The sequence below is a fragment of the Rhizobium sp. WYCCWR10014 genome (assembly GCF_001657485.1).
Lineage (GTDB): Bacteria > Pseudomonadota > Alphaproteobacteria > Rhizobiales > Rhizobiaceae > Rhizobium.
Window position 1 is genome coordinate 15506 of sequence record NZ_LXFU01000025.1, and the last position, 24389, is coordinate 39894.

Here is a 24389-nt window from a genome sequence, read left to right on the forward strand (position 1 = left end):
AGTGAAGGCCTGAATATGGTTCGCCGAACTCAATTTGGGGAGGCTTGAATCATGCTGCGTTTCGGTATCATTTCAACGGCGAAGATCGGCCGCGACAATGTCGTTCCGGCGATCCAGGATGCGGAAAATTGTGTCGTCACGGCGATTGCCAGCCGTGATCTGACGCGCGCAAGAGAGATGGCCGACCGCTTCTCGGTGCCGCATGCCTTCGGCTCCTACGAGGAGATGCTGGCCTCCGACCTCATCGACGCCGTCTACATCCCGCTGCCGACCTCGCAACATATCGAATGGTCGATCAAAGCAGCCGATGCCGGCAAGCACGTGCTCTGCGAAAAGCCCTTAGCGCTGAAGGCCGACGATATCGACGACGTGATCGCCGCCCGTGACCGCAACCGGGTGGTGGTCACCGAAGCCTATATGATCACCTATTCCCCGGTCTGGCAGAAGGTGCGCTCGTTGATCGACGAAGGCGCGATCGGTTCGCTCCGGCATGTGCAGGGCGCCTTCACCTATTTCAATCGCGACCCCGCCAATATGCGCAACGTCCCCGAGCTCGGCGGTGGCGGCCTTCCCGATATCGGCGTATATCCCGTCATGGGCACGCGTTTTTCCACCGGCAAGGAGCCGCTGTGGATCCAGGCGATCACCGAGCGCGATGCGGATTTCGGCACGGATATCTATTCGAGCGTCAAGGCCGATTTCGGCGATTTCGAGCTGAGCTTCTATATCTCGACGCAGATGGCCAACCGCCAGGTCATGGTCTTCCACGGCACCGAAGGGTACATCGAGGTCAAGTCGCCGTTCAACGCCAATCGTTGGGGGTCGGAAGAGATCGAGCTTGCCGACCGCAGCCACAATGAATCGCGCATCTTCCGCTTCCAGGACAGCCGCCAGTACAAACGGCAGGTCGAGGCCTTCGCCCGGGCGGTGACGAACGGCAAGGAAGAGATCGTCACGCTCGAAAATTCGAAGCTGAACCAGAAGGTGATCGACGCGATCTATCGCGCCAGCGAGAAGGACGGCTGGGAAGCGGTCTAGCGCATAACCCCGAGGGTTAGAGCGTCCTGAGCGCGTCCCATTGGACGCGCGGCGCTCTCATCATTCCGCGCGGAAGACGAAGCGCGAATAGCCGAAGAAGCTGAAGATCATCGAGGCGATGCTGGCGATCACCATGGCCGCCAGCGGCTGAAGCGCCGGCAGCGACAGCAGAAGCGCGGAATAGAGCCCGTAATTGACGAGCGCTGCCGTCACCCCGACGGAGCCGTAGCGGAAGCCTTCGGCGGCAAGCGAACGGCCGGAGCGATCGAAGGTGAAGCTCCGGTTGAAACCCCAGGTCGCGGCCATCGCGAAGGCGATCGCGATAAGCCGCGCCAGAAACGGCCCGAGCGGCGTCAATGCGAGCAGCGCCGACAGGATGCCGGCATCGACGAGGAAGCCGATGCCGCCGGCAATGGTGAAGCGGACGAGCTTTCTCATGCCGCATCCGCCTTGCCGGGACGCGCGCGAGAGACCGGCCTTGCGTCACTGAGCGGCGCCTGCAACGCGCTCGGCCTTTCCAGGCCGATATAATGGATACGAAGCTGTTCGGCGCGGGCGCGCGCCACGGAATCCAGGATGACGCCGGCGGTGAACAGCATGAAGGAAATCATCATCAGCGCCGTCGACAGCACCCAGGTCGGCATGCGGCTGACGAGACCTGTCTCGAAATATTCCGCCAGCACCGGCGCCATGAAGCCGAGGCTCGCCAGCATGAAGGTGGCGCTGATCGCGCTGAAAAAGGCGAAGGGCCGGGTTTCTTTCATCAGCATCGCGAACATCCAGAGGATCTTGGCGCCGTCGCGGAATGTCGAAAGCTTGGAATGCGAGCCTTCCGGCCGGCGGCCATAGTCGAGTTCCAGCTCGCTGACCGGCAGCTTCAGCCGCGAGGCATGCACGGACATCTCGGTTTCGATCTCGAAGCCGCCTGATACCGCCGGGAAGCTCTTGACGAAGCGGCGCGAAAACGCGCGGTAGCCGGAGAAGATATCGGTGAAATCAGGGCCGAAGATCATCCGGTAGAGCAGGTTGAAAAGCCGGTTGCCGAGCGCATGGCCCTGACGGCCGGCATCGGCGTGCACGCCTCGCCTGGTGCCGACCACCATGTCGGCGCGCTCGGTCAGAAGCGTGCGCACCAGTTCCTCGGCATCCTCAGGCGCATAGGTGCCGTCCCCGTCGGCGATGATGTAGATGTCGGCGTCGATATCGGCGAACATGCGGCGCACGACATGGCCCTTGCCCTGACGCCGCTCGCGCACGACATGCGCGCCGGCCAGCATCGCCTGCAGGGCGGTGCCGTCGGTGGAATTGTTGTCGTAGACGTGGATCGCAGCATCGGGCAGCGTCGCCCGGAAACCCTGCACGACAGCGCCGACCGTCGCGGCCTCATTATAACAGGGGAGCAGGACGGCAATATTCAGATTATCGGTACGCGATCGGGCCATGACTCTACTCGTTACACTTAAAGCCGCGCTTAGCCTAAATCATGCGCCGTTAATAAGACCCTATGACGCAGGCAAAATCGGCTGCTGCCACAAACGGCTTTACACTTTCTTGATCGGCGGCGGCTAAAGTTCGGGTATCGAAACGAACCGCTAACCACGATGAACGCTGTGCAGCCGATCCCCCATGCATCCTCCGCGATCGACGCTCCCAGGGGCGGGTTGCCCGCTCCCAGGGTCGGGGTGCGCGACCTGCTGACGCGTCTCTGGCCAACCGTCATCGCCTATAGCGTCATCCTTGCTGCCGCCATCCTCATCACCAAGCTTTCCGGCGCCACCGATTACGTCGGCCCCGACAATGATGACGGAATGCGTCTCGTCGAGGTTCGCGATTTTCTGGCCGGGCAGGGCTGGTTCGATCTGATGCAATATCGTCTCGGCCTCGACGGCGGCACGCTGATGCATTGGTCGCGGCTGATCGATCTGCCGATCGCCTCGCTGATCTGGTTCTTCGGCCTGTTTGCGCCCCGCGAGACGGCTGAAGCGCTGGCGCTCGCCGTCTGGCCGGTATCGCTCATCCTGCCCGCCATGCTCGCCATGGCGGTTGCCGGCCGGCGCATCGGCGGTGTTGCCGCCATGCATATCAGTCTCGGCTTGACCGGTCTTGCGATCTACACCGGAAACCGCTTCGCGCCGGGCGCCATCGATCATCACAATGCGCAGCTGGCTCTGGTCGCGACGATGATCGCGATGCTGCTGGATCCAGAGCGTCGTGCCTGGAGCTATGTGGTTGCCGGCATCGCGGCTGCCATCGCCATCGCCATCGGCGCCGAGACGACCCCCTTCGTCGCCGCCGTCTGCCTGACCATCGCCCTGCTCTGGGCATGGGAGGGCGAAAATTTCGCCGCCGCCGCCAAGGCCTTCGGGCTGGCGCTGGCGATTGCGATCAGCATCCTTTTCTTCGCAACGGTGCCGCCTCGGCTTTATTCGACGGTCACCTGCGACAATCTCTCGCTCGGCTATTACAGCCTGGCGGCGATCGGCGGCGGGTTGCTGTTGTTTTCGGCGGTTCTTGCCAGCCGTTTGCGCCGGCCCTTGCGCTTTGCCGCACTCGCCGTCGTCGGCGCCGGCGTTCTCGGTTCGGCGATCGTCATCGCACCGCAATGCCTGAGCGATCCGCTGGCCGGTCTCGACCCGATGCTGGTCGAGCTCTGGCTCAGAAATGTTTCGGAAGCGCAGTCGATTTTCGCTCTCGGACGCACCGATCTCTTCTCGATCGGTGGCTTCTATGCGGCCGGTCTGTTCGGTATCGCCGTCTGCATCTTCCGCGTCGTCCAGCGTGACCGCGTGCAAATCCACCTGGTCCTGCTCTTCCTGCTGATGACGAGCTGGGCAATCGCGCTGGTCCAGGTACGCGGTTCGACGTTCTCGAACCTGATCTCCATCCTCCCGCTTGCCCTGTTGATAATAGATGTCCGCCGCATCTCTAACGGCGACAGCGAGAATGTCGCAGCCGCTTTCGTCTATATCGTCACCGTGCTCGCCAGTGCTCCGGCCGCCTGGGCAGTCGGCGGCGGATTTGTCTCGCTGCAGATGCAGAATGCTGCGCAGAAGAAGGCGGCAGAGCCGGCAAAGAAGATTTCCTGCACATCGCAAGCGGCGCTGGCGCCGCTCACCGGGCTACCGGCCGGACTGGTCTCGGCGCCGTCGGAAATGGGCGTACCCATCCTCCGCTTCACCGCGAACCGGGTTCTCTCCGCGCCCTATCATCGCAATCAGGGCGGCATGCTGACGGAGCTGCACATCGGCATGGCCGAGCCGCAGGAGGCGGAAGCCTTCCTGAAGGGGACCGGCGTGACGGTGCTTGCCTTCTGCCCCGGCGACCTGCAGACGCGCGAGATCGCCAAGCTGAAACCAGACGGGCTCTATGCGCAACTCGGCAAGGGGAATATCCCGCCCTATCTGGAACCGCTCCCAAAGGCAGCGGACGTGGGCGTGCAGTTCTTTCGCTATCGGCCGGCGACGAATTGACGCTGGCAGTCTTCAGGATGGGATAAAGCAGATCGCTATAACGACATGCTTAAAAACAACGCAAGCGCGGGAAGCCAATCTAAAAGATCGCGACGCGCTTATCAGTGCGAAACGCGCGTGGCACGACGAAGGCGGTGATTGGCATAGAGCCCGAGCACGAAGAGCATGAGGCCGCCATTAAAGCCGAGCACGGCATAGACGAATGCGAGAATGGACACCGGGCCGGGCGAGGTTATCGCCGCCAACACGAACGTCATTCCGATCAGCGCGGCGACCAACGCGATCACGGCAGCCGAGCGCGTTTGCCCGGCGCTGATGCCTAATGCTGCTGCTGTGAGAATAATCATTTCAGCACCTTCCCAGAGATAACGAGGGGAAGCATAGGAAGCGCCAACTAACAAAGGTTTACCGGCAGGCTTTGCCGAAAAGCCTTTGTATTGCGGTGGTTAGCAATCCCTTTCGTGTGAAACGCATTGTCTAACTATACGTTCCGCAACAAAACAGAATTGCTCGATTTTGTTGTTTGTCTGCCTGGCTGCAACGAATGCATGTGCAGGATACGTTGAGACGAGCGCGCTCGATGGACTGGCGACGAACTTCTCCCACCACCGATTTTAACGGCCGGGAAAACAGGTCCGTCTGCTGAAGCCGAGCTTCCCGTTTGATGGAGATCGACATACAAAGAAGGGATGAGCAACGTCTTCGACGGCGATTCGCCGACCAACCTTGCCGAATATTCGGTTTCGGAACTCTCCGGCTCGATCAAGCGCACTGTCGAAACCGCCTTCGACCAGGTTCGCGTGCGCGGCGAAATCTCCGGCTATCGTGGGCCGCACTCCTCGGGCCATGCCTATTTCGCGCTGAAGGACGACCGCGCCCGCATCGACGCCGTCATCTGGAAGGGCACCTTCTCGCGGCTGAAGTTCCGCCCGGAAGAGGGCATGGAAGTCATCGCCACCGGCAAGGTCACTACCTTTCCGGGCTCCTCGAAATATCAGATCGTCATCGAGACGCTGGAGCCGGCCGGCGCCGGCGCGCTGATGGCGCTGATCGAAGAGCGCAAGCGCAAGCTCGGCGCCGAGGGCCTGTTCGATGCCGCCCGCAAGAAGCGGCTGCCCTTCATGCCCAGCGTAATCGGCGTCGTCACCTCGCCGACCGGTGCCGTGATCCGCGATATCCTTCACCGCATCTCCGATCGTTTTCCCGTGCATGTACTCGTCTGGCCGGTGAAGGTTCAGGGCGAGGGATCCGGCGAGGAGGTGGCGAACGCCATCCGCGGCTTCAACGCGCTTCAGCCGGCAGGCGCCATTCCGCGCCCGGACGTGCTGATCGTCGCGCGCGGTGGCGGCAGCCTGGAAGATCTCTGGAGCTTCAACGACGAAATCGTCGTGCGTGCTGCGGCCGAAAGCCGCATACCGCTGATCTCGGCCGTCGGCCATGAGACCGACTGGACGCTGATCGACTATGCCGCTGATGTCCGCGCGCCGACGCCGACGGGGGCAGCGGAAATGGCGGTGCCGGTCAAGGCGGAGCTCGAGGCGCAGGCCGCCGCTCTTGCGGCACGCCTGCAGGGCTGCATGAACCGGCAGATGGATCAGCGCCGCCAGTCGGTGCGCGCGCTGATGCGGGCATTGCCGTCGCTCGATCAGCTTCTCGCCTTGCCGCGTCGCCGTTTCGACGAGGCGGCGACCGGTCTCGGCCGCGGGCTGGAGCTCAATACCATCAACAAGCGCCGCGGCTTCGAGCGCGTCGGCTCGCATCTGCGCCCGGACCTGCTCGCCGGCCGCATCGCCGAGCGCCGTCAGACGCTGAACGAGCGCATGGCCCGGGCCGAGCGCATGGTCGAGCGGCTGATCGACCGCTCGAAATCACGCGTCGACCGCGCCGAAGCCATCCTCGCCTCACTGCCGGCCCGGCTGAAGACCCAGACCGACCGCGGTCGCGAACGCCTCGGCAATCTTTCGCGCCATGCCGATACGGCGATCCGCCATCAGCTGACCCGCGCGCGCGCCGAGCTTTCCGCGCAGGACCGCGTACTGCAGTCGCTCTCCTATAAGAATGTGCTGAAGCGCGGCTACGCCGTCATTCGCGATGAGGATAACAGGCCGGTCTCGCAGGCTGCTCACCTCTCCGCCGGCATGGGCATCGCCATCGAATTCGCCGACGGCCGTGTCGGCGCCATGACCACGGAAGGTGGCACACCGCCAGCCGGTGCCAAGAAGCGCAGCGTAAGACCCGCAGAACCGCCGAAGCAGGGAAGCCTGTTCTGACGATGCGGATCCTGCTGGTGCTGGCCCATCCGTTGGAGGACAGTTTCGCCGCCGCTGTGGCACGGACCGCGCGTGAGGCGCTGGAAGCGGCAGGCCATACGGTTGATCTGCTTGATCTCTACCGCGAAGATTTCGATCCGCGTCTTTCGAGGGCCGAGCGCAGCGGTTATTTCGACCAGCCCTACGATACCTCAGCCGTTGCCGATATTGTCGCCCGCCTGAAGGCTGCCGACGGCCTGATCTTCGTCTTTCCGCAATGGTGGTTCAATTTCCCCGCCATCCTGAAGGGTTTCTTCGACCGTGTTTTCGCCCCCGGCGTTGCCTTCAGCCATGATGCCGCCGGCGGCCGCATCGTGCCGCAGCTGACCAATATCCGGCTGCTCTATGCGCTGACGACGACAGGCTCACCCTGGTGGCTGGTGCGTCTCTATATGGGCGATCCGGTGCGCCGGCTCTTGAAGCGCGGCATCGCCGCCTTCTGTTCGAAGCGGCTGAATTTTCGCATGCTCAGCCTGCACGACATGGACCGGGCCACGGATGCAAAGCGCAAGGCGCATCTCGATCGCGTGCGCAAGCTGCTATCGGCGATCCGCTAAAGCAATTCCAGCAAAAGTGTGCGGCGGGTTTGCGTTCGGATTGCGTAAAACAAAAGTTAGAGCATGCATGCTGGGGCATGTTGCGTCTCGGACAATGTCGCGTGCTGTGCAGCCACCCGCCCCCGTCCTTCGAGCCTACGGCCTATGGCCTTCGCACCTCAGGATGAGGGCTAGTCATGATGCCGTGGGGCTGGCACGCCCTTGCTCCCGGTCTTATCCTCAGGCGTGATCGGCAGTGAAGGATCACCTGAGGCACGCCCTCCCTCCAGCCTCATCCTGAGGTGCCCCGCAGGGGCCTCGAAGGACGGGGCTGGCCTTGGGCGGCTCATCCGGCTTTGACAGGCCCGCGCTTCGACAAGTCAGGCAGGGCCTCGTAATCCATTGCCATCAACGCTTCCTTCTTTCGGCGCGACCAGCCCTTGATCTGGCGCTCGCGGGCGATGGCGTCGATGATGCGGTCATAGGTTTCGGTGAAGACGAGTTCGACCGGACGTCGCTTGGCGGTATAGCCGTCATAGGTTCCGGCATTATGCTCCCAGACACGCGCCTCGATCTCCTGCTTGGTGAGGCCGGTATAATATGAGTCGTCGCTGCAGCGGAGAATATAGACGGTGACTTCCATAGAGGGAGGCTAGCATGGTGGGTCGGCGGGCGGCAATAATGCTGGAGGTGTCTGCCACCCGCCCTCGTCCTTCGAGGCTCCGGCCTTTGGCCTCCGCACCTCAGGATGAGGGCTGATCGCGGTGGCGTGTGGTGGTGGGCTGATAAAGACTCCAGCCATCCCAGGCTGATGAGCTTGCCGCTATCCTTCTGGCACGGGCTCTTCTCCAGCCTCATCCTGAGGTGCCCCGCCGGGGCCTCGAAGGACGGGGCTGGCCACGGCGCCTCCAGCAATGCGGGCGCTGCGGTGGGCGCGGGGCCACCCGCTCTCGTCCTTCGAGGCTCCGGCCTTTGGCCTCCACACCTCAGGATGAGGGCTGATCCGTGGTGCTTGCCGCCTGGGCTAACATTTCCGGCCTGCGTTGTCGCTGCGCCTCCCTCTTGAGCCGAGCCGCCACGTCTCTCCAGCCTCATCCTGAGGTGCCCCCGGAGGGGCCTCGAAGGACGGGGCTGGCCGCACCACCTCGTTTTATCCACTCAGCGCACGATGCTGCCGCTCAGGCCCATTCGCCCTGCCGCATCACCGGAACCCGCGAGCCATCCGGCTTGATGCCGTCGATATCGACCTTGTCCGAGCCGATCATCCAGTCGATATGGATCAGGCTGGAATTACCGCCCTGCGCCTTGATCTGCTCCTGACTCAGTGTCGCGCCATCGAGGAAGCATTTGGAATAGCACTGGCCGAGCGCGATGTGGCATGAGGCGTTTTCGTCGAACAGCGTGTTGTAGAACAGGATGCCGCTCGCCGAGATCGGTGAGGAATGCGGCACCAGCGCCACTTCGCCGAGCCGGCGCGCGCCCTCGTCGGTATCGAGCACCTTGTTCAAGACCTCTTCGCCGCGCGAGGCCTTTGCTTCGACAATGCGCCCGCCCTCGAAACGCACCTGGATATTGTCGATCAGCGTGCCCTGGTGCGAGAGCGGCTTGGTGCTCGACACATGGCCTTCGATGCGAAGCGCATGCGGCGTCGTGAAGACTTCCTCGGTCGGGATGTTCGGATTGCAGGTAATGCCGTTCTTGGCGGTGGAAGCGCCGCCGTGCCATTCATGTCCGTCGGCAAGTCCGATCGTCAAGTCGGTGCCCGGCCCCTGGAAATGCAGCGAGGCGAAGCGCTCGCCGTTCAGCCAGGCGGAGCGCTTGCCAAGATTGGCATTGTGCTCGGCCCAGGCGGCGACGGGATCGCTGACATCGACGCGCGAGGCGGCAAAGATCGCCTTGGCGAGCTTGGCGATCGCGATCGGTTCCGGATCGTCGGGGAAGACCACCTTGGCCCAGGAGGGGTTCGGGTAGGAGACGATGTTCCAGTTGATGTCGAAGTTCGAGATCTTTTCCAGCGCCGGCTTGTAGGCGGTGGAGTTGGCGCGATTGGCGCGGCCGACCCTGCCGGCATCCTGCTCGGACAGCAGCATCGGATTGTCGCCGGCGACCGCAAGACGCGCCGCCCCGTTGGTATAGGCCTTGGCCATACCCTCGTAGAGCCAGCCGGAGGCGCGGTCGAAGCTCTCGTCGCTGCCATATTGATAGCGCGCCAGCGTCGTTTCCTCGTCGGAATAGAAGGCAGAGACCAGCCCGGCGCCGGCCTGGTAGGCGTGCTTGGTGATCAGGCGAACCAGCGGCAGCGCCACGACAGGCGCGGTGATCACCAGATCCTGACCTTTTTGCAGCTGCAGCCCGACCTTGATGGCGACTTCCGCAAGCTTTTCCAGCTTGACGGGATCAATTGTGTTCTGGCTCTGGGGCATGAAAGTCATGGTTCAACCTGCCTTCTGTCATCGACGGTGGGAGGCTGGAAGACTTAGACCCGTTTGCGGCGAAAATGAAGCGCGCCGCTGCCGAATTGCAGCGGCCGGATATATGTCCGGCCGCCGGCGCGCTTCAGGCGGCGGCAGGCAGCCTGAGCAGGATCGAGTTATGTTTTTCGAGGAATTCCATCAGCCGTTGCGGGTAGTCTTCGCCAACGGCGGCCTTGACGCTCGCCCGCTCGGAGAGCGCCTTGCGCCAGCGCGTCACCCTCTCAAGCCCTTCGAAGATGTCGCTGTCGCCGAGCGTTTCGAACAGATCGAAATACCGAAAGACCGGCGCGAAGACGGCGTCGACGAGGCTGAAGTCGTTGCCGCCGAAATAGGGGCCGTCCGTCAATACGTTCTCGACAGTCGCGAATTTGGAAATGAGCGCCGTGCGCTTGGCCTCCAACTGCGCGGCATCCTCAGCCGTCTCGTAACCCCAGAGATCGGAAAGCACGGAGGATCCGAATTCCATCCAGCCGCGGTGGCGGGCACGCGTCAGCGCGTCTTTCGGATGCAGCGCCACACCTGGCTGCGTTTCCTCCAGATATTCGCAGATGACGCTGCTTTCGAACAGCACCGCCTCGCTGCCGTCCTCCTCCTCGATCCGCAGCAGCGGCACCTTGCCGAGCGGCGAGATCTTCAGGAACCAGTCCGGCTTGTTGGCAAGATCGATATTGATGCGCTCGAAGGGCACGCCCTTTTCGAGAAGCGCGATCGCGGCGCGCTGTACATAGGGGCAGAGATGATGGCTGACGAGGGTAAGCTTGCTCATGGGGGCCTCCTTGGCGATGACAATAGATGTAATTGCATCTAATATCGCTTGCGGCGGAATTCAAGATAGATGTAATTGCATTATGTCCGAAAAAACCTTGAATCCAAGCGAAGCGGTCACCTCCGCCTGGACGAGCATCATGCGCGCCCGCGAGCGGTTGCTGGCTGCCATCGAAGCCGACCTGAAAGCGGCCGGCATGCCGCCGCTTGCCTGGTATGACGTGCTTTGGGAATTGGCGCGCTCGCAAGACGGCATGCTGCGCCCCTACGAGATCGAAGAGCAGACATTGCTGGCGCAGTATAATCTTTCCCGGCTGATCGACCGGCTGGAAAAAGAAGGTCTGGTCCGGCGCGAGGCCTTCGCCAAGGATGGGCGCGGCCGCTGGGTGGTGATCACAGATGCCGGCCGAAAACTTCGCGAGCGCATGTGGTCGGTCTATGCCAGATCGATCGAGACCCATATTGGCTGCAAGCTTGCCGAGAACGAGGCGAAAGCGATCGCCGGCCTGCTTGACCGCTTCCTCTGAATCATGTTCTCAATTGAAGAGTGAGAGCAAGATGTCGTCGTAAAACCGCTCACACTTTTCGGCATCATGCTCCGATCAGGCAATCAGCGGCGCGGCGACAGCCTTCAGTGCCTTCAACGCATGCTTCGGATCGAGCCGCACCTGCAGCCCGCGCTGCCCGCCATTGATATAGACCAGCGATTCGCCAAGCGCGGCTTCCTCGATCGCCGTCGGCACGGTCTTCTTCTGGCCGAACGGGCTGATGCCGCCGACATGATAGCCCGTCAGCCGCTCGGCATCGGCAGGCTTCATCATATTGGCCGATTTGCCGTGAAAGGCGCTCGCAAGCTTCTTCATGCTGACCTCGCGATCCGACGGCACGACGACGCAGACCGGTTTGCCGTCCACCTCCGCCATCAGCGTCTTCAGCACCCGATGCGGCGTCTCGCCGAGCGCTTCGGCCGCCTGCAGCCCGACGCGCTCGGCATTGGGGTCGTAGTCATAGACATGAACGGTGAAGGCGACACCTGCCTGCGAAAGAAGCTGTGTCGCGCGCGTTGTCTTGGACATCTCTTCCCCTCGTGAGTTCAGCGGCGCCTGTCAGCCTCCGAGCATACCGGCGTAAATCTCCGGCTTGAAGCCGATCAGCAGCTTGCCCCTCGCCTCCAGCACCGGCCGCTTGATCATCGACGGCTGGTCGAGCATCAGCTGGATTGCTTTCTCCCGGGTGAGGTTCTCGCGGTCGGCATCGGGCAGTTTGCGGAAGGTGGTGCCGGCGCGGTTGAGCACGGTGTCGAGGCCGGCTTCGTCGATCCAGGCTTCGAGATGGGCGCGGTCGATACCGAGCGCCTTGTAATCGTGAAATTCATAGGCGACGCTGTGTTCCTCCAGCCAGCTGCGGGCCTTCTTCATCGTGTCGCAATTCTTGATGCCATAAATGGTGACGGCCATGCCCGATCGATCTCCCTGTAATAGCAGCGAGATAACATGCACGACGGCCGGCGCAAACGCCGTGCGACGTTTTATCCCCGAGCGCGTCGACAATAGCAGCAAGACAAAACCGGCCCCGTTCAATTCTCCAGCGTGCCGGCCTTGCGCGAAGCCTTGCTGGGTTCGTCGCAGGCGATCTTCATCAGGTCGCCGCGCCGCCGCACCAGTCGGTCGGAGGTTCGGGTCAAGATCAGCCCGTCCTGCGGCGCGGTGAGCTCGATGCTGCCGCCCGGCTGCCCCGGCCGGGTGACGATCGTCACTAGACGGTCGCCTTCCGAAATCCTTTCGCCGATATTGCGATGGAAAAGCACGGCGCCACCTTCCGGAGTGCGGATGATCTCGACATTGTCGAGCGGCACGGCCGGACCGGAAAATGCCGTAGCCGCCAATTTTTCGTCGCCAACGATCCCCCGTGCCGCGAGGAAGTGCCAGAGCCCGTCGGCATCCTTTTTCGCCAGCACCGGATCGACGTCGCGTTTGCCGCGGAGTTCGACGGTGACGGAGAGTTTGCCGGGCAGCCGGGACCGGCGCTCGCCGGGAACTTCATATTTCCATGCAAAGCCGACCGCCTCCTCGAAGGCCGAGCTTTCGCCATCCGAAAGCAGCACGGCCTCCATGTCGAGCGCGGCAGCGAGATCGGCCGCCTCCGGCCAGAAGGCCTCGTCGATATAGGCATATTGCAGGGATTCATCGTCGCAATGCAGGTCGAGCACCAGATCGGCTCCGAGTGCCATGTGCAGCAGCTGTCGCTTCAATCTGTCGGTAGCCGGATAATCATCGAGGTCGTCGATCAGCGTGGCCCGATCGGCAATGGAGATTAGCGGAAAATCCCGGTTGAAATTGGTGCGCGAGCCCAAGTCGAAACGGCCCTGCAATTCGCCGAAATGCGATTGCGCCGCACCGATCGGATTGGCCTGTGGCACGATGGTGATGTCGCCGGCGATCCCGCCTTGGCCTTCCGCCTGCCGCAGCCGCTCGCAAAGGAAATGCAACAGCACCGTTCCCGGCAGCTCGCCGGCATGCAGAGCCGCCTGGATATAGGTCTTCGGCGCCTTCGGATCGCCGCCCTTGAAGCGCAGCACCGGCAGCCGCCACTCCGTTCCCGGCGTATCTCCAGGGATGATGATCTCTGAAACGTCCATGCTGATTTCGCTCCCTGTGCAACACCTGAACGAGCTTTATGCGCAGAAGCTAGGCAAGCGCAAGCCGTGGCCAAGGGCATCAGCCTGCCTCAACCGAGCAGTGGCCAACGATCGATAATCCGATGTTCTGTTTCTCCAATCAGGCTCTCGATGAGCAGGAATTCGGACGCCGTCCACGAAACCGATTTGTTGAGGGCTGTCGATGGTACGATCTTGCGGTCGTAAAGCAGCGTCATGTGTGGCGTGAAATCGCGCTTGATATTGTGCGGCAATCCGAGATTGTGCATGCCGAGGCCGAGTTGGACGTGCAGGCGCGTCAACGCTTTTAGCCCACCTTCGCCGTAAAGTACGAGTGCCTCCGAATGCCTGAAGCTCATGATGTGGTCGAAATCAATTGCGATCGGTGCGCTTTCCGCCATGGCGCCAGCCTGCCGTGCAGCGAAAACTATCTCCTCCGGCAGTTGATCATATTTTCCAACACAAGTGATTGTCACATGCAGCGTCTCAGGCGCGGCTTGCCGCAGAGTGAGAAGGTTTTGCAATAATCGCCGGCAATCAAGGCGGTTTGTTGCTCGACGGCCGGGGGAGGACAAATGGCGAAGAAAAGCCCGTGTTCAGCGCTGTGACGTTTGCTGGGCCGTCGGCGACCATTTTTGTCGTCTCCGAAGTCGAGGGGCATCTGGTTCATAGAATTTCAGGTCGTCATGACCCGCCTCGTCGTTTCCAAAACGCGACGAAGGATACTCCGAAAGGAAGCAACATCAAGAACAAAAAGAGAACATAATCTCCCGATATGCTCGATACCTCACTTACGCGAACCGTTGCCCCAGGACCGGATGAATGGAGATTTGGTCGACAATGCAGGGGCGCATCGCAATATTTCCGGGAAGCCCGGCGCGCGCAAGAAACGGGTTGAAACAGCGGCCGTCCCATACGATTTTGAGGGTTATCGAAAACGCGGAGGCTGTGTCATGGCTGAGACAACGCACCACTATCTCATCTTCGAAACCGCGGGCGGTTTCTGCGGCATCGCCTGGAGCGACGCGGGCATTGCCCGTTTCCAACTGCCGACCAAAACCGCAGAGGCGACCGAACGGCTGCTGCTGCGCCGCCTGCCGGATGCCGAAGCCGGCGCGCCGACGCCTGCCGTGCTGGAAACGGTCGCTGCGGTGAGGCGCTACTTTCAGGGCGAGGAGATGGATTTTTCCGGCGTCGAACTCGACCTTGCCGGTCAGGATAGCTTCTTCCGGGATATTTATGCGGCGGCAAGGCGTGTCGGCTGGGGTCGCACCACCACTTACGGCGCGCTGGCGAAGGAGCTCGGCGTCGGGCCGGAAGCCGCTCGCGACGTCGGCCAGGCAATGGCGAAGAACCCGGTCGCTTTGATCATCCCCTGCCACCGGGTGCTGGCCGCCGGCGGCAAGATCGGCGGCTTCTCCGCGCCCGGCGGGTCGTCATCGAAGGCCCGTATGCTGGAGCTCGAAGGCGTCAGCCTTGCACCGCCGCCGCCTGCCCAGCAGTCGCTGGGTTTTTAGGCGGCGGCTTTTTCGTTTTCCGCAATTCCCGGCAAAATCGCTTCGCGCTTTGCCTGACAAAACCGCTCTACACTTTTGTTGGAATTGCTTCGGCAAAGTCTCGGCCGATCAATGCGGGCTGGCTGTCGGCCGGATGATGATCTCGCTGACATCGACGTCATCAGGCTGGCTGATGGCGTAGAGGATGGAATTGGCGATCGCCTCGGGGCTGATCGTGATCGCCCTGAAAGCCTTCATAGCGTCCCGCGCCGTCGGATCGGTGATCGTGTCGGCCAGTTCCGATGTCGTCGTGCCGGGAGAGATGACGGTCACGCGGATACGATCGGTCTCCTGCCGCAATCCGTCCGAGATCGCCCGCACCGCAAATTTCGTCGCGCAATAGACGGCCGCCGTCGGCGAGACGCTGTGGCCGCCGATCGAAGACAGGTTGATGATCTGCCCCGATCCCTGTGCCTTCATGATCGGAAGGACTGCGGCGATGCCGTAGAGAACACCCTTGATATTGACGTCGACCATCCGGTCCCATTCGTCGACCTTGAGGGCGTCGAGCGGCGAGAGCGGCATGACGCCGGCATTGTTGACGATGACATCCAACCGGCCGAATTCGGAGCGGGCAAAGCCTGCAAAGGCCTCCACTTGGGAACGGTCGGTGACATCAAGCTGTCGCAGGCGCACCGTCCCGCCGTTTGCGGCGATTTCGCCGGCGAGTTCCTCCAGGCGCTCGGTGCGGCGGGCACCGATCACGACATGGGCGCCTGCTGCAGCCAGCACCTTTGCCGCAGCCTCTCCGATGCCGCTGCTGGCTCCGGTGATGGCAATGACTTTTCCTTTGATATCAGACATTTCAAGCTCCATTTGTACGCCGCTCGCCTGGCGATGCGGCTGTGGGTTTTTGGGTGGTCAGGCGGGAAAATCGGCGCTGAGCGTCGTCTCCGCCCAGGCGTCGAAGTTGGCGCGCAGCGCATCCAGCCGTTCGCGGGCGATCTTCAGGGCTGGCGCGCCGAGCAGCAGGCGCAGCGGCGGTGCGTCCGCTTCGAACGCCGATATGATCGCGGTTGCCGCGCGCGTGGGATCGCCCGGCTGGTTGCCGGAGATCGAGCGGGTCGCCCGGCGCCGCTTGCCGGATGTCTCGGCATAGTCGTCGATGATCGTGCTGGACTCGACCATCGACCGGCCGGCCCAATCCGTGCGGAAGGCGCCGGGTTCGAGGATCGTCACATCGATGCCGAGCGGTTTGACCTCGTGGGAAAGCGATTCCGACAAGGCTTCGACCGCGAACTTGGTGGCGTGGTAGTAGCCGGTTGCGGCAAAAGCGACGAGCCCGCCAAGCGAGGAGACGTTGAAGATATGCCCTTGCCGGCGTCGGCGCATGCCCGGCAGAACCTGCTTGGTGACAGCGATCAAACCGAACACATTGGTCTCGAACTGGGCGCGTACCTCAGCTTCGTCACCCTCTTCGATCGCCGAGAGATAGCCGTAGCCGGCATTGTTGACGAGGACGTCGATCGCGCCGAAATGCGCTTCGGCGTCACGAACCGCGCGGGCGATGGAGCGGCTGTCCGTCACATCCAGTGCAAGGGCAAGCGCGCGGTCGCCGTGCTCTGCCGTGATATCTGCCAGTGTCTCGGGTCTGCGCGCCGTCATGGCGGCGCGCCAGCCACGGACCAGAACGGCTTCGGCGAGCGCCCGGCCGAGGCCGGACGATGCGCCGGTGATGAACCAAAGGGGTGTTGGGGAAGACATGATCGTCATCCTTTCCGGCCGGCTAACGCGGCCTTCTCCTGTGTGATGTTGCCTTTCAGGCGGCACATCATTTGCGCCGAAGCACCATGCCGCCATGATGGAGGGTATTGCCGTCGACGAAATCGCCGTCGGCCGTGAAGCCCGTGTCATCCCAGTATTCGATATGGCTTCCGGTGACTTCGTAGCGTCCCCGGTAGGCGCTTTCCCGGTTTCCGCGGGCCTCGTCGTAACGGCCATTCGGCAAAAGTTCGTGGCGGACGCGGCCATCATCCGTAACCCACATGCCGACATAGGGATGTTGCTGCATACTGTTCTCGCTTGTTTGTTGCTGGTGAGATTGGCGGGTCACAGCATCGGTGGCGGACGAACTGATCGCCGTGCCAGCAAGGATGACCGCCGTGAAAAACTGCAGGATGGGGCTTTTGAAAATCCTTCGCATTGCCTTGCCTTTCGACGCCTTCGTTTACCTCGACTGAAAGATAATACGGAGAGCCCGAGTGATTGAGTTGCCAATCCAGGATGCCTTGGTTAGAAGTGCTAACCAATGGTCGATGACCTCGAAGGCATTTCAGTTTTTCTTGCGGTGGCCGAGGCGCGGAACTTCCGCCTTGCCGGCGAGCGGCTTGGCGTCACCCGCTCCGCCGTCAGCCAGGCCCTGCAGCGCCTGGAGGATCGGGTTGGCGTCGCCCTGGTCCAGCGCACGACCCGCAGCGTCAGCCTGACCGAAGCCGGCGAAGTGTTCTTCGACGCGGTTCGTCCCTCGGTCCGTCAGGTCAAGGATGCGATGCAGACGGTGCGGGAAATGCAGGCGCGCCCGAGCGGCCTGCTGAGGATCACCGTTTCCTCGATCGCCGAGAACTTCCTGTCCGGCACCTTGCTGGCCGGCTTCATGGAAGCCTGCCCTGACGTCAAACTCGATATCACCATCACCGATGACGAATTCGATATCGTCGAGGCCGGTTTCGACGCCGGCGTCCGGCTGGGCGAAGTGATCGAACAGGACATGATCGCCATATCAGTCTCCGAAGAGCAGCGACAATGCGCGGCAGCATCCCGCAGCTATCTCGAGCGCCGCGGTCATCCCCGCCACCCCCGCGACCTGCAGGATCATGCCTGCATCGGATGGCGGCCACGCCCGGATACTGCGCCTTATCGCTGGGAATTCACCGAAAACGACCGCGACTTCGACGTCTCCGTCGATCCCACCGTCACGACCAACGATATGGGCATGATGATCCGCATGGCCTGCGCGGGAGCAGGCATCACCTTCGGCATGGTGGAAACCTTCCAGCCCTATATCGAGCGCGGGGAACTCGTGCCGCTGCTGGAGCATTTCTGCCCGCCATTCCCGGGATTCTATCTCTACTACCCCAGGCGCCAGAGGCAGCCGCTGAAGCTGCGTGCGCTGGTCGATTATGTGCGCAGGTTTGAGAGGGGTTAGATGTCGGCGGCGGGGCCATCGGCCAACACGCCGGCTTCCATCTCTTCCAGAGTTTTCGGCTCGCCGCCGAAGGGAAGCATACCGAACACATCGTCAGGCCGCGTCGGCGCAAGGGCAGGGAGCTGCTTCAGAAGCACGCCTTCCGGGGTTTCCTCGACAATGAGACGAGTTCCAGCCTCCCACTCCCGCCGCCGGCAGATCGTTTTTGGGAGAATGACCTGCCCGTTGGTCGAGACGGTTGTAATGAGGTTTTCGGAGTGAGCCATCAGTTGAGTCCCGCAGGTAACACAAAGATAAGATATGCGAGGCAAATAGTTCCGTCACCACACTATCGCGAGGTCCATGGCTTGAGGCGGCGGAGTCCTAAAATACCGTAGATTCGCCGGTGAGGGCCTGAGCCGCGTTAGGCTGAGGACGCAGCAGCAAATAGAATGCAAAGACGTGGGTGATCATCAGCAAGGGCACGTAAAAGATCGGGATCGCGTATGCGGCGCCCAATTCGTCCGCCCGCGCCGGCAGGCCGGCCTGGATCGCGTGATAGTAGTCGAGCACGAGGTCGCCCATTCCCACGAGATTGAAGGCGACGACGAACAGCCAGAAGACCGGACGCATGCTGATCGTGACGAGCGCCAGCATGGCAAGCAGCCCGGCCGCGAGGTCGCCATAGGCAGCGAAAGTGGCGAAGCTGGCGGGCAGGTTGGGACCGACGACGCCGGGCAGAATGAAGACGAGCCCGAAGAAGCGGAAGCTGTGCAGAGTGGCGATGGCGCGGTGCGCCTTGACCCTGTCCATCGACTTGAGCCAGGGCAGAATATACGCGCCGAAGCAAAGCAGCCACGCGACATAGCCTAGGACGAGATGGGTTTGAAAGATGGATTCCGTCGACATCGGGGCACTCCTGATTTGTGGGGTCCAGATGTACGGCCGCTTCCCGCGATCGACTATTGGCGATAATATCGATGCGGTATGAAGCAGAACTTCACACTCAGGCAAGGCGCGCTCGACGGCGTTGAGGCGTTTCTGAGCGTTGCCCATCACCGTAGTTTTCGCAGAGCAGCCGCGGAACTCGGGGTGACCCCATCGGCAATCAGCCAGGCCGTACGCGTTCTTGAGGAGCGTGTCGGTGCAGTACTCTTCATCCGCACGACGCGCAGTGTCGGCCTGACTGAAGCCGGCGAGCGGTTCCTGACGCGCGCAAAGCCCGCTTTCGAGGAACTGGTCGCGGCAAGCTCGGTTGCGCGTGAGCTCGGCCAGAGACCGGCTGGACTGTTGCGGCTCACCGTGCCGCCGTCAGTGGTGCCGATCCTGCTGGAGCCACTGATTGCATCCTTCTGCCAGGCCTTTCCCGAGATCGAGGTGGAGGTCGCCGCGAATGAGGAACTGGTCGATATCGCCGCAGAAGGATTTGACGCCGGTATCCGGCTCGGCCAGTTCATCGCAGCCGACATGGTCGCGGTCCGGCTGACGCCGTCCTTCCCGCTGGTGGTCGTCGGCAGCCCCGAATATCTGCACCGAAGAGGGCGGCCCGAGCGTATCGACGATCTGCGTCAACATGCCTGCATCCGCATGCGCCGCTCGAACGGCTCAATCGCGCCGTGGTCGTTTGTCAGCAGCAAAAAGCCGATCGAGGCTGTCGTCTCCGGGCCGCTGATCGCCCACGACTTTCCCACCATGTTGGGAGCCGCGGTCGAAGATATGGGGCTTGCGCAAGTGCCGGAGCCAATCGCCGCAGGACCGGTGAAGGCGGGAAAACTCGTCCGCGTCCTGGAGGCGTTCGCCCCGATGGTGCCGGGTGTGTTCCTCTACTATCCCAGCCGTCATCAGGTGATGCCGAAGCTGCGGGCCTTCATCGATCACGTGAAAAGCCGGGCCGACGCTGCCGACAAAACCCGAATTCACATCGATGACAAGCAAACACCAGTCACAAAAATGCGCTGAGGTGGGACGCACGGAATTCCATTGAGTTCGAACACCTGAATGACGCTCAAGATTGCCCATGACACGCGGTTTTGCTATTCCCGATCCTCAAGGGATCGGTGGTGGCAAGTCTACCGATGATAGTTCCAATCTCACGGCCTGGCAGCCCGAGCCCCACGATCGTCCATCCTGTTGCCGGAGAACATATGCTCGACGAGGTCCTTCCCATTCCGACCAGGGCCTTGATCCGCCAGGGCGGGCGGGCCTGTTTTTTCGTCTCGTCAATACGAGCCCCCTGTTGATACAGGTGCAATCGGGAACGAAGATCGTCATGGCAGATGACAAGGCTTTGCGCCTTGAGGCCGGCGCCTATGGCTTGCTGCCCGACTATCGACCGTTGACGATGGAGAACATTCCCAAGGCGCCGCAGAAGTATCAGACGCTGGCGCTTCCTGTTCCGCGGCAGCTCTTCGAGGAAGCCTATACCAGGATGGGATCGATCGCCGTTCCATCGAGGCCTGTCCCGACAGGCACCTCGAAGCTGCCGGAGGAAGCCGCGGCATTGTTTGACTATTGCTGTCAGCCCGGCAATCTGACGAGGCTTCCCGGCGCCATTGCCAAGGCTCGTTTGATGGAACTGATCACCTGGTTTGCGCTCTGCGGAGCGGTGCTCGGCCAAAGCCAAAGCCCTCGGCTCGAAGACCGGCTGCGGCAGATGATCGAAAGTGATACGGCCTTTGATTGGACGCTGGGGCACGCGGCGCGCGCGTTCAACATGAGCGAAGCGACGCTGAGGCGTAAGCTGGCCGCCGAGAATACCGGCTTTACTGAGATCTTGAGCGATACAAGGATGAACCGCGCCTTGGGCCTCATTCAAACCACAACCCTCCCAATGGCGCAGGTCGCGCTTGAGGTCGGTTACGACTCCCCGTCGCAATTCGCGGCGCGGTTCAAAGAGCGGTTTGGCGTCAATCCACGCCATGTGCGGGGCGGGGCCGAGCGTTTTGAGCGGATCGGGGCAGAAGTTGAGCATAGCGGGGCAGATGCACTTGCTCCGTGACGATAGTTTTCCTGCATTATCAACCGCAGGAAAACAGCATGCGTTTTATCACAGCAGTACTTCTCGCCACATCCGTCTTCGGCGCGACGGCCGCACAGGCCGAAATGAAGCTCACCTCGAAGGATTTGACAGCCGGTAAGTCCATGGCCGATGCGCAGGTCTTCAACAGCTTCGGCTGCGTCGGCAAGAACATCTCGCCGGAACTGACCTGGTCGGGTGCGCCCGAGGCGACCAAAAGCTTCGCCATCATGGCTTACGATCCGGATGCTCCGACCGGCTCGGGCTGGTGGCACTGGTCGGTGTTCAACATTCCCGCAAATGCCTCGGAGATTGCCACCGGCGCCAGCGGTGACAAAAAGCTTCCGGCAGGCACTGTCGAAGGTCACACGGATTTTGGCATGTCCGGCTATGGTGGCGCATGCCCGCCGGCCGGCGATGCGCCGCACCGCTATCAGTTCACCGTCTACGCGCTCTCGGTCGACAAGCTTCCGCTTCCCGATACTGCGCCGGCCGCCATGGTTGGCTTCTATGTCAGGGCAAACACGCTCGACAAGGCCTCCGTCGAGGTCACCTACGGCCGCTGAAGCCAGTTCGCAGCCATCATCCTTCCATGACAACGGCCGGCCGAGGCGACTGAACCTTGGCCGGCCATTTCCTCTGCGGGCTTCTCCGGCCTGCGGGTGGCGAACATCAGGTCGCGGATTTATGCGCATTTCAAAAACCAATTGCGATATAAAATCAGTTGAGTTAGCTTCAACCGATTGCATAATGCAATCAGCCTGCGCGGATATGCCGTTTAAGGAAAGGAAGTGAGTATGGCTAAGCTTGTGTTCGGAATGAACCAGTCCCTGGATGGCTACGTCGATCATATGGCGTTTGGGCCAAGCCCCACGCTCTTCCGCCACTTCATCGAAGAGGCTCAGCGGCAGGCGGGCAGTGTGTACGGTCGCCGGATGTATGAGGTCATGCGTTACTGGGACGACGAACATCCTGAATGGGATGCAGAGCGACAGGCCTTCGCGGCGGCGTGGCGGAACCAGCCGAAATGGGTCCTCTCGCGCTCGTTGACGTCGGTCGGCCCCAACGCCAGGCTTGTTGGGGAGGATCTTGAGGCCGCGATCCGCGCGCTGAAGGCGGAACGCGACGGGGAGATCGAAGTTGCCGGCCCCAATTTGGCGCAAAGCCTCACCGAACTTGGCCTGATCGATGAGTATCGAATCTACCTGCACCCCGTCGTGCTCGGTCACGGCAAGCCATATTTCGCCGGACCCCGGCCGCCGCTCCGCCTGATGGCTCATGACCGGATTGGCGAGGATGTGATCAGGTTGACTTACGTTCCGGCTTGATCTCGGGACTCACCAGATGAAAATCGCCGCGGAAGTCTGGTCTTGGTGCGGCCATCCCCCATGACGCCGACGGTCTGGACGGCGTCAAACGGATGCTTTTGCCTGGTCCGCCCCGACGAGTTCGGCGATGACGCTTTCGAGTGACGTCGTGCCCTTCACTGCCGATCGGCCGTGCTCGCTGAAGTCGATCCATCCCTCGTTGAAGCCGTCGAGCATCCGGATCCGAGGCAATGGATTTCGCGTTCCCTGAGAGCGGAAAATCTGTTCCCAGCTCGCGCGCGGCACCGTCTCGACCCGGACGGGACGCTTCAGCGCCGTGGCGAAGGCTCTGGCGATATCGTTTGGCGATATACGTGCGGGGCCTTCCAGCTCGACGACCCGTGCCCCGCTCCACTCCTCGCGGAGAAGCGCGGCGGCCAAGTGCCCGACATCCTGCGTCGCGACCATCGGAAACAGCTTTCCGGCCGGCTGCAGGAAGCTGCGCAGCACGCCTTCGTCGCGCGCCGAGGGAATGTCCCAGAGTGCATTCTCCATGAACCAGCCGGGCCTCAGGAAGGTGACCGGAATGCCGATCTCCTGCAGCGACTGCTCCATCAGCGTGCGCTGGGTCAGCAGGTTCTCGTGCAGCGCATCCGCGCCGATGGTCGACAGGCAGACCACCTTGCCAGGACGAGCCTCGACCAAGGCCGACGTTACGGCGGCGATGACGTGTCTGGCCTCGGGAAAGCCGGGTTCCGGATCGAATTCGGAGGGCGGCAGGATGAAGACGCCCGTGGCATCCCTGAAGGCTGAAGTCAGGCTTGCCGCCTCGTCCATCTCGGCCAGGGCGACGTCGCAGCCCCGAGTCCTCCACTCCGCCGCCTTTGCCTCGTCGCGCAACACGGCGCGAACGGGCAGTCCTTCGGCGAGAAGGCTGCGCGCAAGCGCGCCGCCGACCTTGCCGGTGATTCCGGTGATTGCGTACATGATGGTTCTCCAGAAGGTTGATACCAGTCGCGCAGGCTCAGTCGAGCCCGGCATAGAGGTTGCGCTCGAACTCGCCGTAGAGCGCGACGATCCGTTCGTCGTAAGACACCATCCTTCTACACCGCGCTATGACGTGATTCACGCGCATTAGAATCAATGTTATGATGACTCAGATTCACTGCTTATTCGGCCCGGAGTGAGGCTGCGCGGTGACCTGCAGAGGCGAAGGGGGATCGAATGGCTTTCGACACGCGGCTTCTGACCGGCGTCGGCGTCATGGCGGCGGTTGCGGAGGCCGGGAATTTCGCCCGCGCCGCGGAGATGCTCGGCCTGACGCCGTCAGCGGTGAGCCGGGCCGTCGCGCGTCTGGAAGCGCGGATCGGTGTACGGCTTTTCGATCGCAATCCACGCGAAGTCAGCCTCACCGAGGAAGGGCGCCGCTTCCACACACAGGTGATGCCGCTTCTCGCCGGCCTGGATGAGGCCGCCGCCGAGGCCGCAGGGGCGGCGGCGGTCGTGCGCGGCCGGCTGCGCGTATCGGTCGACCCGTGGTTCGCGCGCATGGTGCTCGCGGCGAAGCTCCAGGAGTTCCTGGTCCGCTATCCCCTGCTGTCGGTCGATTTCTCCACCAGCAACTATCGCCAGGAGATGATGACCGGGGTCGACGTCGCAGTGCGCTTCGGGCCTCCCGACGAGTCATCGCTCATCGTGCGCAAGCTGCTGGAGACCCGCATCCTGACGGTCGCCGCTCCGGCCTATCTCGAAAAACACGGCGAACCGCGATCACCCCATGACCTCGTCCATCACGAAGCGCTTCTCTTCCGCGATCCTCAGACCGGGCTGCCCTTTCCCTGGGAGTTCCGGCGTGGCGGAGAGGTCAAGGAGATTAAGGTCTCCAGTCGCCTGGTCATGGACGATCCTTCGGTTGCGATCTCCGCTTGCCTGGCCGGTCAAGGCATTTTCCAGAGCCTCGCGATCGGCTTGGCGCCTTTGCTGTCGCGAGGCGAGCTTGTTCAGGTTCTGCCGGAATGGTCGGAAGAACTCTTTCCGCTCTATGCCTATCATCCCTCGCGCCACCTCCCGCCGGCGAAGGTCAGAGCGCTCCTGGATTTCATCCAGGAGATCGCTGTCCGCGAGTGATGACGCTCTCC

General features: G+C 62.2%; 27 protein-coding genes and 1 pseudogene. 12 read left to right on the forward strand and 16 right to left on the reverse strand.

What is annotated here, in order from left to right; translation table 11 throughout:
• Nucleotides 1–51: 51 nt before the first annotated feature.
• Nucleotides 52–1038, forward strand: a complete 987-nt coding sequence (locus A6U98_RS04885) for a Gfo/Idh/MocA family oxidoreductase (RefSeq protein ID WP_064648331.1) — start codon at nucleotides 52–54, stop codon at nucleotides 1036–1038.
• Between the two features lie 60 nt (nucleotides 1039–1098).
• On the opposite strand, the gene A6U98_RS04890 is transcribed toward A6U98_RS04885, so the two are convergent.
• Both A6U98_RS04890 and A6U98_RS04895 read right to left on the reverse strand, forming a co-directional pair.
• Nucleotides 1099–1476 carry a GtrA family protein gene (locus tag A6U98_RS04890; RefSeq protein ID WP_064648332.1) on the reverse strand — a complete coding sequence of 126 codons (378 nt, stop codon included), beginning with the start codon at nucleotides 1474–1476 and terminating at the stop codon, nucleotides 1099–1101.
• Complete coding sequence (locus A6U98_RS04895; protein WP_064648333.1) at nucleotides 1473–2480, reverse strand: glycosyltransferase; 1008 nt, start codon at nucleotides 2478–2480, stop codon at nucleotides 1473–1475. The genes A6U98_RS04890 and A6U98_RS04895 overlap by 4 nt, the downstream gene beginning before the upstream one ends.
• A gap of 159 nt (nucleotides 2481–2639) precedes the next feature.
• On the opposite strand from A6U98_RS04895, the gene A6U98_RS04900 reads away from it, so the two are divergent.
• Nucleotides 2640–4508 carry a hypothetical protein gene (locus tag A6U98_RS04900; RefSeq protein ID WP_064648334.1) on the forward strand — a complete coding sequence of 623 codons (1869 nt, stop codon included), beginning with the start codon at nucleotides 2640–2642 and terminating at the stop codon, nucleotides 4506–4508.
• Nucleotides 4509–4609: 101 nt separating this feature from the next.
• Here the strand turns inward: A6U98_RS04900 and A6U98_RS04905 are convergent, their stop codons facing one another.
• The gene (locus A6U98_RS04905; RefSeq protein WP_064648335.1) at nucleotides 4610–4855 is read right to left on the reverse strand and encodes a hypothetical protein; all 246 of its coding nucleotides are present in this window, start codon (nucleotides 4853–4855) and stop codon (nucleotides 4610–4612) included.
• A gap of 342 nt (nucleotides 4856–5197) precedes the next feature.
• Here A6U98_RS04905 and xseA point away from each other — a divergent pair, with 342 nt between their 5' ends.
• Nucleotides 5198–6778 (forward strand): exodeoxyribonuclease VII large subunit, encoded by a 1581-nt coding sequence (gene xseA / locus A6U98_RS04910; protein ID WP_064648336.1) that lies wholly within the window; start codon nucleotides 5198–5200, stop codon nucleotides 6776–6778.
• 2 nt (nucleotides 6779–6780) lie between these two features.
• A complete protein-coding gene (locus A6U98_RS04915; protein WP_064648337.1) occupies nucleotides 6781–7374 on the forward strand; it encodes an NAD(P)H-dependent oxidoreductase in 594 nt (197 codons plus the stop codon).
• A gap of 325 nt (nucleotides 7375–7699) precedes the next feature.
• Here A6U98_RS04915 and A6U98_RS04920 read toward each other — a convergent pair whose 3' ends face one another.
• From A6U98_RS04920 to A6U98_RS04930, 3 genes are all read right to left on the reverse strand, one after another.
• Nucleotides 7700–7996, reverse strand: coding sequence for a GIY-YIG nuclease family protein (locus tag A6U98_RS04920; protein ID WP_064648338.1), 297 nt, complete (start codon nucleotides 7994–7996; stop codon nucleotides 7700–7702).
• A gap of 535 nt (nucleotides 7997–8531) precedes the next feature.
• Entirely contained in the window at nucleotides 8532–9785 is a 1254-nt protein-coding gene (locus tag A6U98_RS04925; RefSeq protein WP_064648339.1) for an aminopeptidase, read from the reverse strand.
• 124 nt (nucleotides 9786–9909) lie between these two features.
• Entirely contained in the window at nucleotides 9910–10593 is a 684-nt protein-coding gene (locus tag A6U98_RS04930) for a glutathione S-transferase family protein (RefSeq protein WP_064648340.1), read from the reverse strand.
• 82 nt (nucleotides 10594–10675) lie between these two features.
• Here A6U98_RS04930 and A6U98_RS04935 point away from each other — a divergent pair, with 82 nt between their 5' ends.
• On the forward strand, nucleotides 10676–11119 hold the full coding sequence (locus A6U98_RS04935; RefSeq protein ID WP_064648341.1) for a helix-turn-helix domain-containing protein: 444 nt from the start codon (nucleotides 10676–10678) through the stop codon (nucleotides 11117–11119).
• 75 nt (nucleotides 11120–11194) lie between these two features.
• On the opposite strand, the gene ybaK is transcribed toward A6U98_RS04935, so the two are convergent.
• The 4 genes from ybaK to A6U98_RS04955 form a co-directional block, all read right to left on the reverse strand.
• Nucleotides 11195–11668, reverse strand: coding sequence for a Cys-tRNA(Pro) deacylase (gene ybaK / locus A6U98_RS04940; RefSeq protein WP_064648342.1), 474 nt, complete (start codon nucleotides 11666–11668; stop codon nucleotides 11195–11197).
• A gap of 30 nt (nucleotides 11669–11698) precedes the next feature.
• Complete coding sequence (locus tag A6U98_RS04945) at nucleotides 11699–12049, reverse strand: ArsC family reductase (protein WP_064648343.1); 351 nt, start codon at nucleotides 12047–12049, stop codon at nucleotides 11699–11701.
• A gap of 119 nt (nucleotides 12050–12168) precedes the next feature.
• Entirely contained in the window at nucleotides 12169–13230 is a 1062-nt protein-coding gene (locus tag A6U98_RS04950; protein ID WP_064648344.1) for a succinylglutamate desuccinylase/aspartoacylase family protein, read from the reverse strand.
• 89 nt (nucleotides 13231–13319) lie between these two features.
• The gene (locus A6U98_RS04955) at nucleotides 13320–13724 is read right to left on the reverse strand and encodes a 2'-5' RNA ligase family protein (protein ID WP_245304481.1); all 405 of its coding nucleotides are present in this window, start codon (nucleotides 13722–13724) and stop codon (nucleotides 13320–13322) included.
• A 477-nt stretch (nucleotides 13725–14201) separates the two neighbouring features.
• Here A6U98_RS04955 and A6U98_RS04960 point away from each other — a divergent pair, with 477 nt between their 5' ends.
• Nucleotides 14202–14765 (forward strand): methylated-DNA--[protein]-cysteine S-methyltransferase, encoded by a 564-nt coding sequence (locus A6U98_RS04960; RefSeq protein ID WP_064648345.1) that lies wholly within the window; start codon nucleotides 14202–14204, stop codon nucleotides 14763–14765.
• A 108-nt stretch (nucleotides 14766–14873) separates the two neighbouring features.
• On the opposite strand, the gene A6U98_RS04965 is transcribed toward A6U98_RS04960, so the two are convergent.
• Genes A6U98_RS04965 through A6U98_RS35465 form a run of 3 tightly spaced genes read right to left on the reverse strand, consistent with a single transcriptional unit; the run spans nucleotide 14874 to nucleotide 16947 of the window.
• A complete protein-coding gene (locus A6U98_RS04965; RefSeq protein WP_064648346.1) occupies nucleotides 14874–15608 on the reverse strand; it encodes an SDR family oxidoreductase in 735 nt (244 codons plus the stop codon).
• Between the two features lie 57 nt (nucleotides 15609–15665).
• Nucleotides 15666–16517: an oxidoreductase gene (locus A6U98_RS04970; protein WP_197496346.1), complete on the reverse strand. Its 852-nt coding sequence runs from the start codon at nucleotides 16515–16517 to the stop codon at nucleotides 15666–15668.
• A gap of 58 nt (nucleotides 16518–16575) precedes the next feature.
• Nucleotides 16576–16947, reverse strand: a complete 372-nt coding sequence (locus tag A6U98_RS35465; protein WP_082933844.1) for an Atu4866 domain-containing protein — start codon at nucleotides 16945–16947, stop codon at nucleotides 16576–16578.
• Nucleotides 16948–17052: 105 nt separating this feature from the next.
• Between A6U98_RS35465 and A6U98_RS04980 the strand changes: the two genes are divergently transcribed.
• A complete protein-coding gene (locus A6U98_RS04980; RefSeq protein ID WP_064648347.1) occupies nucleotides 17053–17949 on the forward strand; it encodes a LysR family transcriptional regulator in 897 nt (298 codons plus the stop codon).
• Here the strand turns inward: A6U98_RS04980 and A6U98_RS04985 are convergent.
• On the reverse strand, nucleotides 17946–18215 hold the full coding sequence (locus A6U98_RS04985) for an AbrB/MazE/SpoVT family DNA-binding domain-containing protein (protein ID WP_064648348.1): 270 nt from the start codon (nucleotides 18213–18215) through the stop codon (nucleotides 17946–17948). The genes A6U98_RS04980 and A6U98_RS04985 overlap by 4 nt on opposite strands.
• Nucleotides 18216–18312: 97 nt before the next feature.
• Nucleotides 18313–18837, reverse strand: a complete 525-nt coding sequence (locus A6U98_RS04990; RefSeq protein WP_064648349.1) for a hypothetical protein — start codon at nucleotides 18835–18837, stop codon at nucleotides 18313–18315.
• Nucleotides 18838–18915: 78 nt separating this feature from the next.
• Here A6U98_RS04990 and A6U98_RS04995 point away from each other — a divergent pair, with 78 nt between their 5' ends.
• The 4 genes and pseudogenes from A6U98_RS04995 (at nucleotide 18916) to A6U98_RS05010 (ending at nucleotide 22272) form a co-directional block, all read left to right on the forward strand.
• Complete coding sequence (locus A6U98_RS04995) at nucleotides 18916–19887, forward strand: LysR family transcriptional regulator (RefSeq protein ID WP_064648350.1); 972 nt, start codon at nucleotides 18916–18918, stop codon at nucleotides 19885–19887.
• Nucleotides 19888–20072: 185 nt separating this feature from the next.
• Nucleotides 20073–20926 (forward strand): annotated as a pseudogene (locus A6U98_RS05000) (helix-turn-helix transcriptional regulator).
• Nucleotides 20927–20964: 38 nt separating this feature from the next.
• Nucleotides 20965–21510, forward strand: a complete 546-nt coding sequence (locus A6U98_RS05005; RefSeq protein WP_064648351.1) for a YbhB/YbcL family Raf kinase inhibitor-like protein — start codon at nucleotides 20965–20967, stop codon at nucleotides 21508–21510.
• Between the two features lie 231 nt (nucleotides 21511–21741).
• Nucleotides 21742–22272, forward strand: coding sequence for a dihydrofolate reductase family protein (locus A6U98_RS05010; protein WP_064648352.1), 531 nt, complete (start codon nucleotides 21742–21744; stop codon nucleotides 22270–22272).
• An 84-nt stretch (nucleotides 22273–22356) separates the two neighbouring features.
• Here A6U98_RS05010 and A6U98_RS05015 read toward each other — a convergent pair whose 3' ends face one another.
• Entirely contained in the window at nucleotides 22357–23238 is an 882-nt protein-coding gene (locus A6U98_RS05015) for an NmrA family NAD(P)-binding protein (protein ID WP_064648353.1), read from the reverse strand.
• A gap of 237 nt (nucleotides 23239–23475) precedes the next feature.
• On the opposite strand from A6U98_RS05015, the gene A6U98_RS05020 reads away from it, so the two are divergent.
• Nucleotides 23476–24378 carry a LysR family transcriptional regulator gene (locus A6U98_RS05020; RefSeq protein ID WP_064648354.1) on the forward strand — a complete coding sequence of 301 codons (903 nt, stop codon included), beginning with the start codon at nucleotides 23476–23478 and terminating at the stop codon, nucleotides 24376–24378.
• Nucleotides 24379–24389 lie beyond the last annotated feature (11 nt).

Bases quoted from the DNA above. Each gene is read 5' to 3' on its own strand.
- A6U98_RS04885 (WP_064648331.1), top strand. From the start codon at position 52: ATGCTGCGTTTCGGTATCATTTCAACGGCGAAGATCGGCCGCGACAAT.
- A6U98_RS04890 (WP_064648332.1), bottom strand. From the start codon at position 1,476: ATGAGAAAGCTCGTCCGCTTCACCATTGCCGGCGGCATCGGCTTCCTC.
- A6U98_RS04895 (WP_064648333.1), bottom strand. From the start codon at position 2,480: ATGGCCCGATCGCGTACCGATAATCTGAATATTGCCGTCCTGCTCCCC.
- A6U98_RS04900 (WP_064648334.1), top strand. From the start codon at position 2,640: ATGAACGCTGTGCAGCCGATCCCCCATGCATCCTCCGCGATCGACGCT.
- A6U98_RS04905 (WP_064648335.1), bottom strand. From the start codon at position 4,855: ATGATTATTCTCACAGCAGCAGCATTAGGCATCAGCGCCGGGCAAACG.
- xseA (WP_064648336.1), top strand. From the start codon at position 5,198: ATGAGCAACGTCTTCGACGGCGATTCGCCGACCAACCTTGCCGAATAT.
- A6U98_RS04915 (WP_064648337.1), top strand. From the start codon at position 6,781: ATGCGGATCCTGCTGGTGCTGGCCCATCCGTTGGAGGACAGTTTCGCC.
- A6U98_RS04920 (WP_064648338.1), bottom strand. From the start codon at position 7,996: ATGGAAGTCACCGTCTATATTCTCCGCTGCAGCGACGACTCATATTAT.
- A6U98_RS04925 (WP_064648339.1), bottom strand. From the start codon at position 9,785: ATGACTTTCATGCCCCAGAGCCAGAACACAATTGATCCCGTCAAGCTG.
- A6U98_RS04930 (WP_064648340.1), bottom strand. From the start codon at position 10,593: ATGAGCAAGCTTACCCTCGTCAGCCATCATCTCTGCCCCTATGTACAG.
- A6U98_RS04935 (WP_064648341.1), top strand. From the start codon at position 10,676: ATGTCCGAAAAAACCTTGAATCCAAGCGAAGCGGTCACCTCCGCCTGG.
- ybaK (WP_064648342.1), bottom strand. From the start codon at position 11,668: ATGTCCAAGACAACGCGCGCGACACAGCTTCTTTCGCAGGCAGGTGTC.
- A6U98_RS04945 (WP_064648343.1), bottom strand. From the start codon at position 12,049: ATGGCCGTCACCATTTATGGCATCAAGAATTGCGACACGATGAAGAAG.
- A6U98_RS04950 (WP_064648344.1), bottom strand. From the start codon at position 13,230: ATGGACGTTTCAGAGATCATCATCCCTGGAGATACGCCGGGAACGGAG.
- A6U98_RS04960 (WP_064648345.1), top strand. From the start codon at position 14,202: ATGGCTGAGACAACGCACCACTATCTCATCTTCGAAACCGCGGGCGGT.
- A6U98_RS04965 (WP_064648346.1), bottom strand. From the start codon at position 15,608: ATGTCTGATATCAAAGGAAAAGTCATTGCCATCACCGGAGCCAGCAGC.
- A6U98_RS04970 (WP_197496346.1), bottom strand. From the start codon at position 16,517: ATGACGATCATGTCTTCCCCAACACCCCTTTGGTTCATCACCGGCGCA.
- A6U98_RS35465 (WP_082933844.1), bottom strand. From the start codon at position 16,947: ATGCGAAGGATTTTCAAAAGCCCCATCCTGCAGTTTTTCACGGCGGTC.
- A6U98_RS04980 (WP_064648347.1), top strand. From the start codon at position 17,053: ATGGTCGATGACCTCGAAGGCATTTCAGTTTTTCTTGCGGTGGCCGAG.
- A6U98_RS04985 (WP_064648348.1), bottom strand. From the start codon at position 18,215: ATGGCTCACTCCGAAAACCTCATTACAACCGTCTCGACCAACGGGCAG.
- A6U98_RS04990 (WP_064648349.1), bottom strand. From the start codon at position 18,837: ATGTCGACGGAATCCATCTTTCAAACCCATCTCGTCCTAGGCTATGTC.
- A6U98_RS04995 (WP_064648350.1), top strand. From the start codon at position 18,916: ATGAAGCAGAACTTCACACTCAGGCAAGGCGCGCTCGACGGCGTTGAG.
- A6U98_RS05005 (WP_064648351.1), top strand. From the start codon at position 20,965: ATGCGTTTTATCACAGCAGTACTTCTCGCCACATCCGTCTTCGGCGCG.
- A6U98_RS05010 (WP_064648352.1), top strand. From the start codon at position 21,742: ATGGCTAAGCTTGTGTTCGGAATGAACCAGTCCCTGGATGGCTACGTC.
- A6U98_RS05015 (WP_064648353.1), bottom strand. From the start codon at position 23,238: ATGTACGCAATCACCGGAATCACCGGCAAGGTCGGCGGCGCGCTTGCG.
- A6U98_RS05020 (WP_064648354.1), top strand. From the start codon at position 23,476: ATGGCTTTCGACACGCGGCTTCTGACCGGCGTCGGCGTCATGGCGGCG.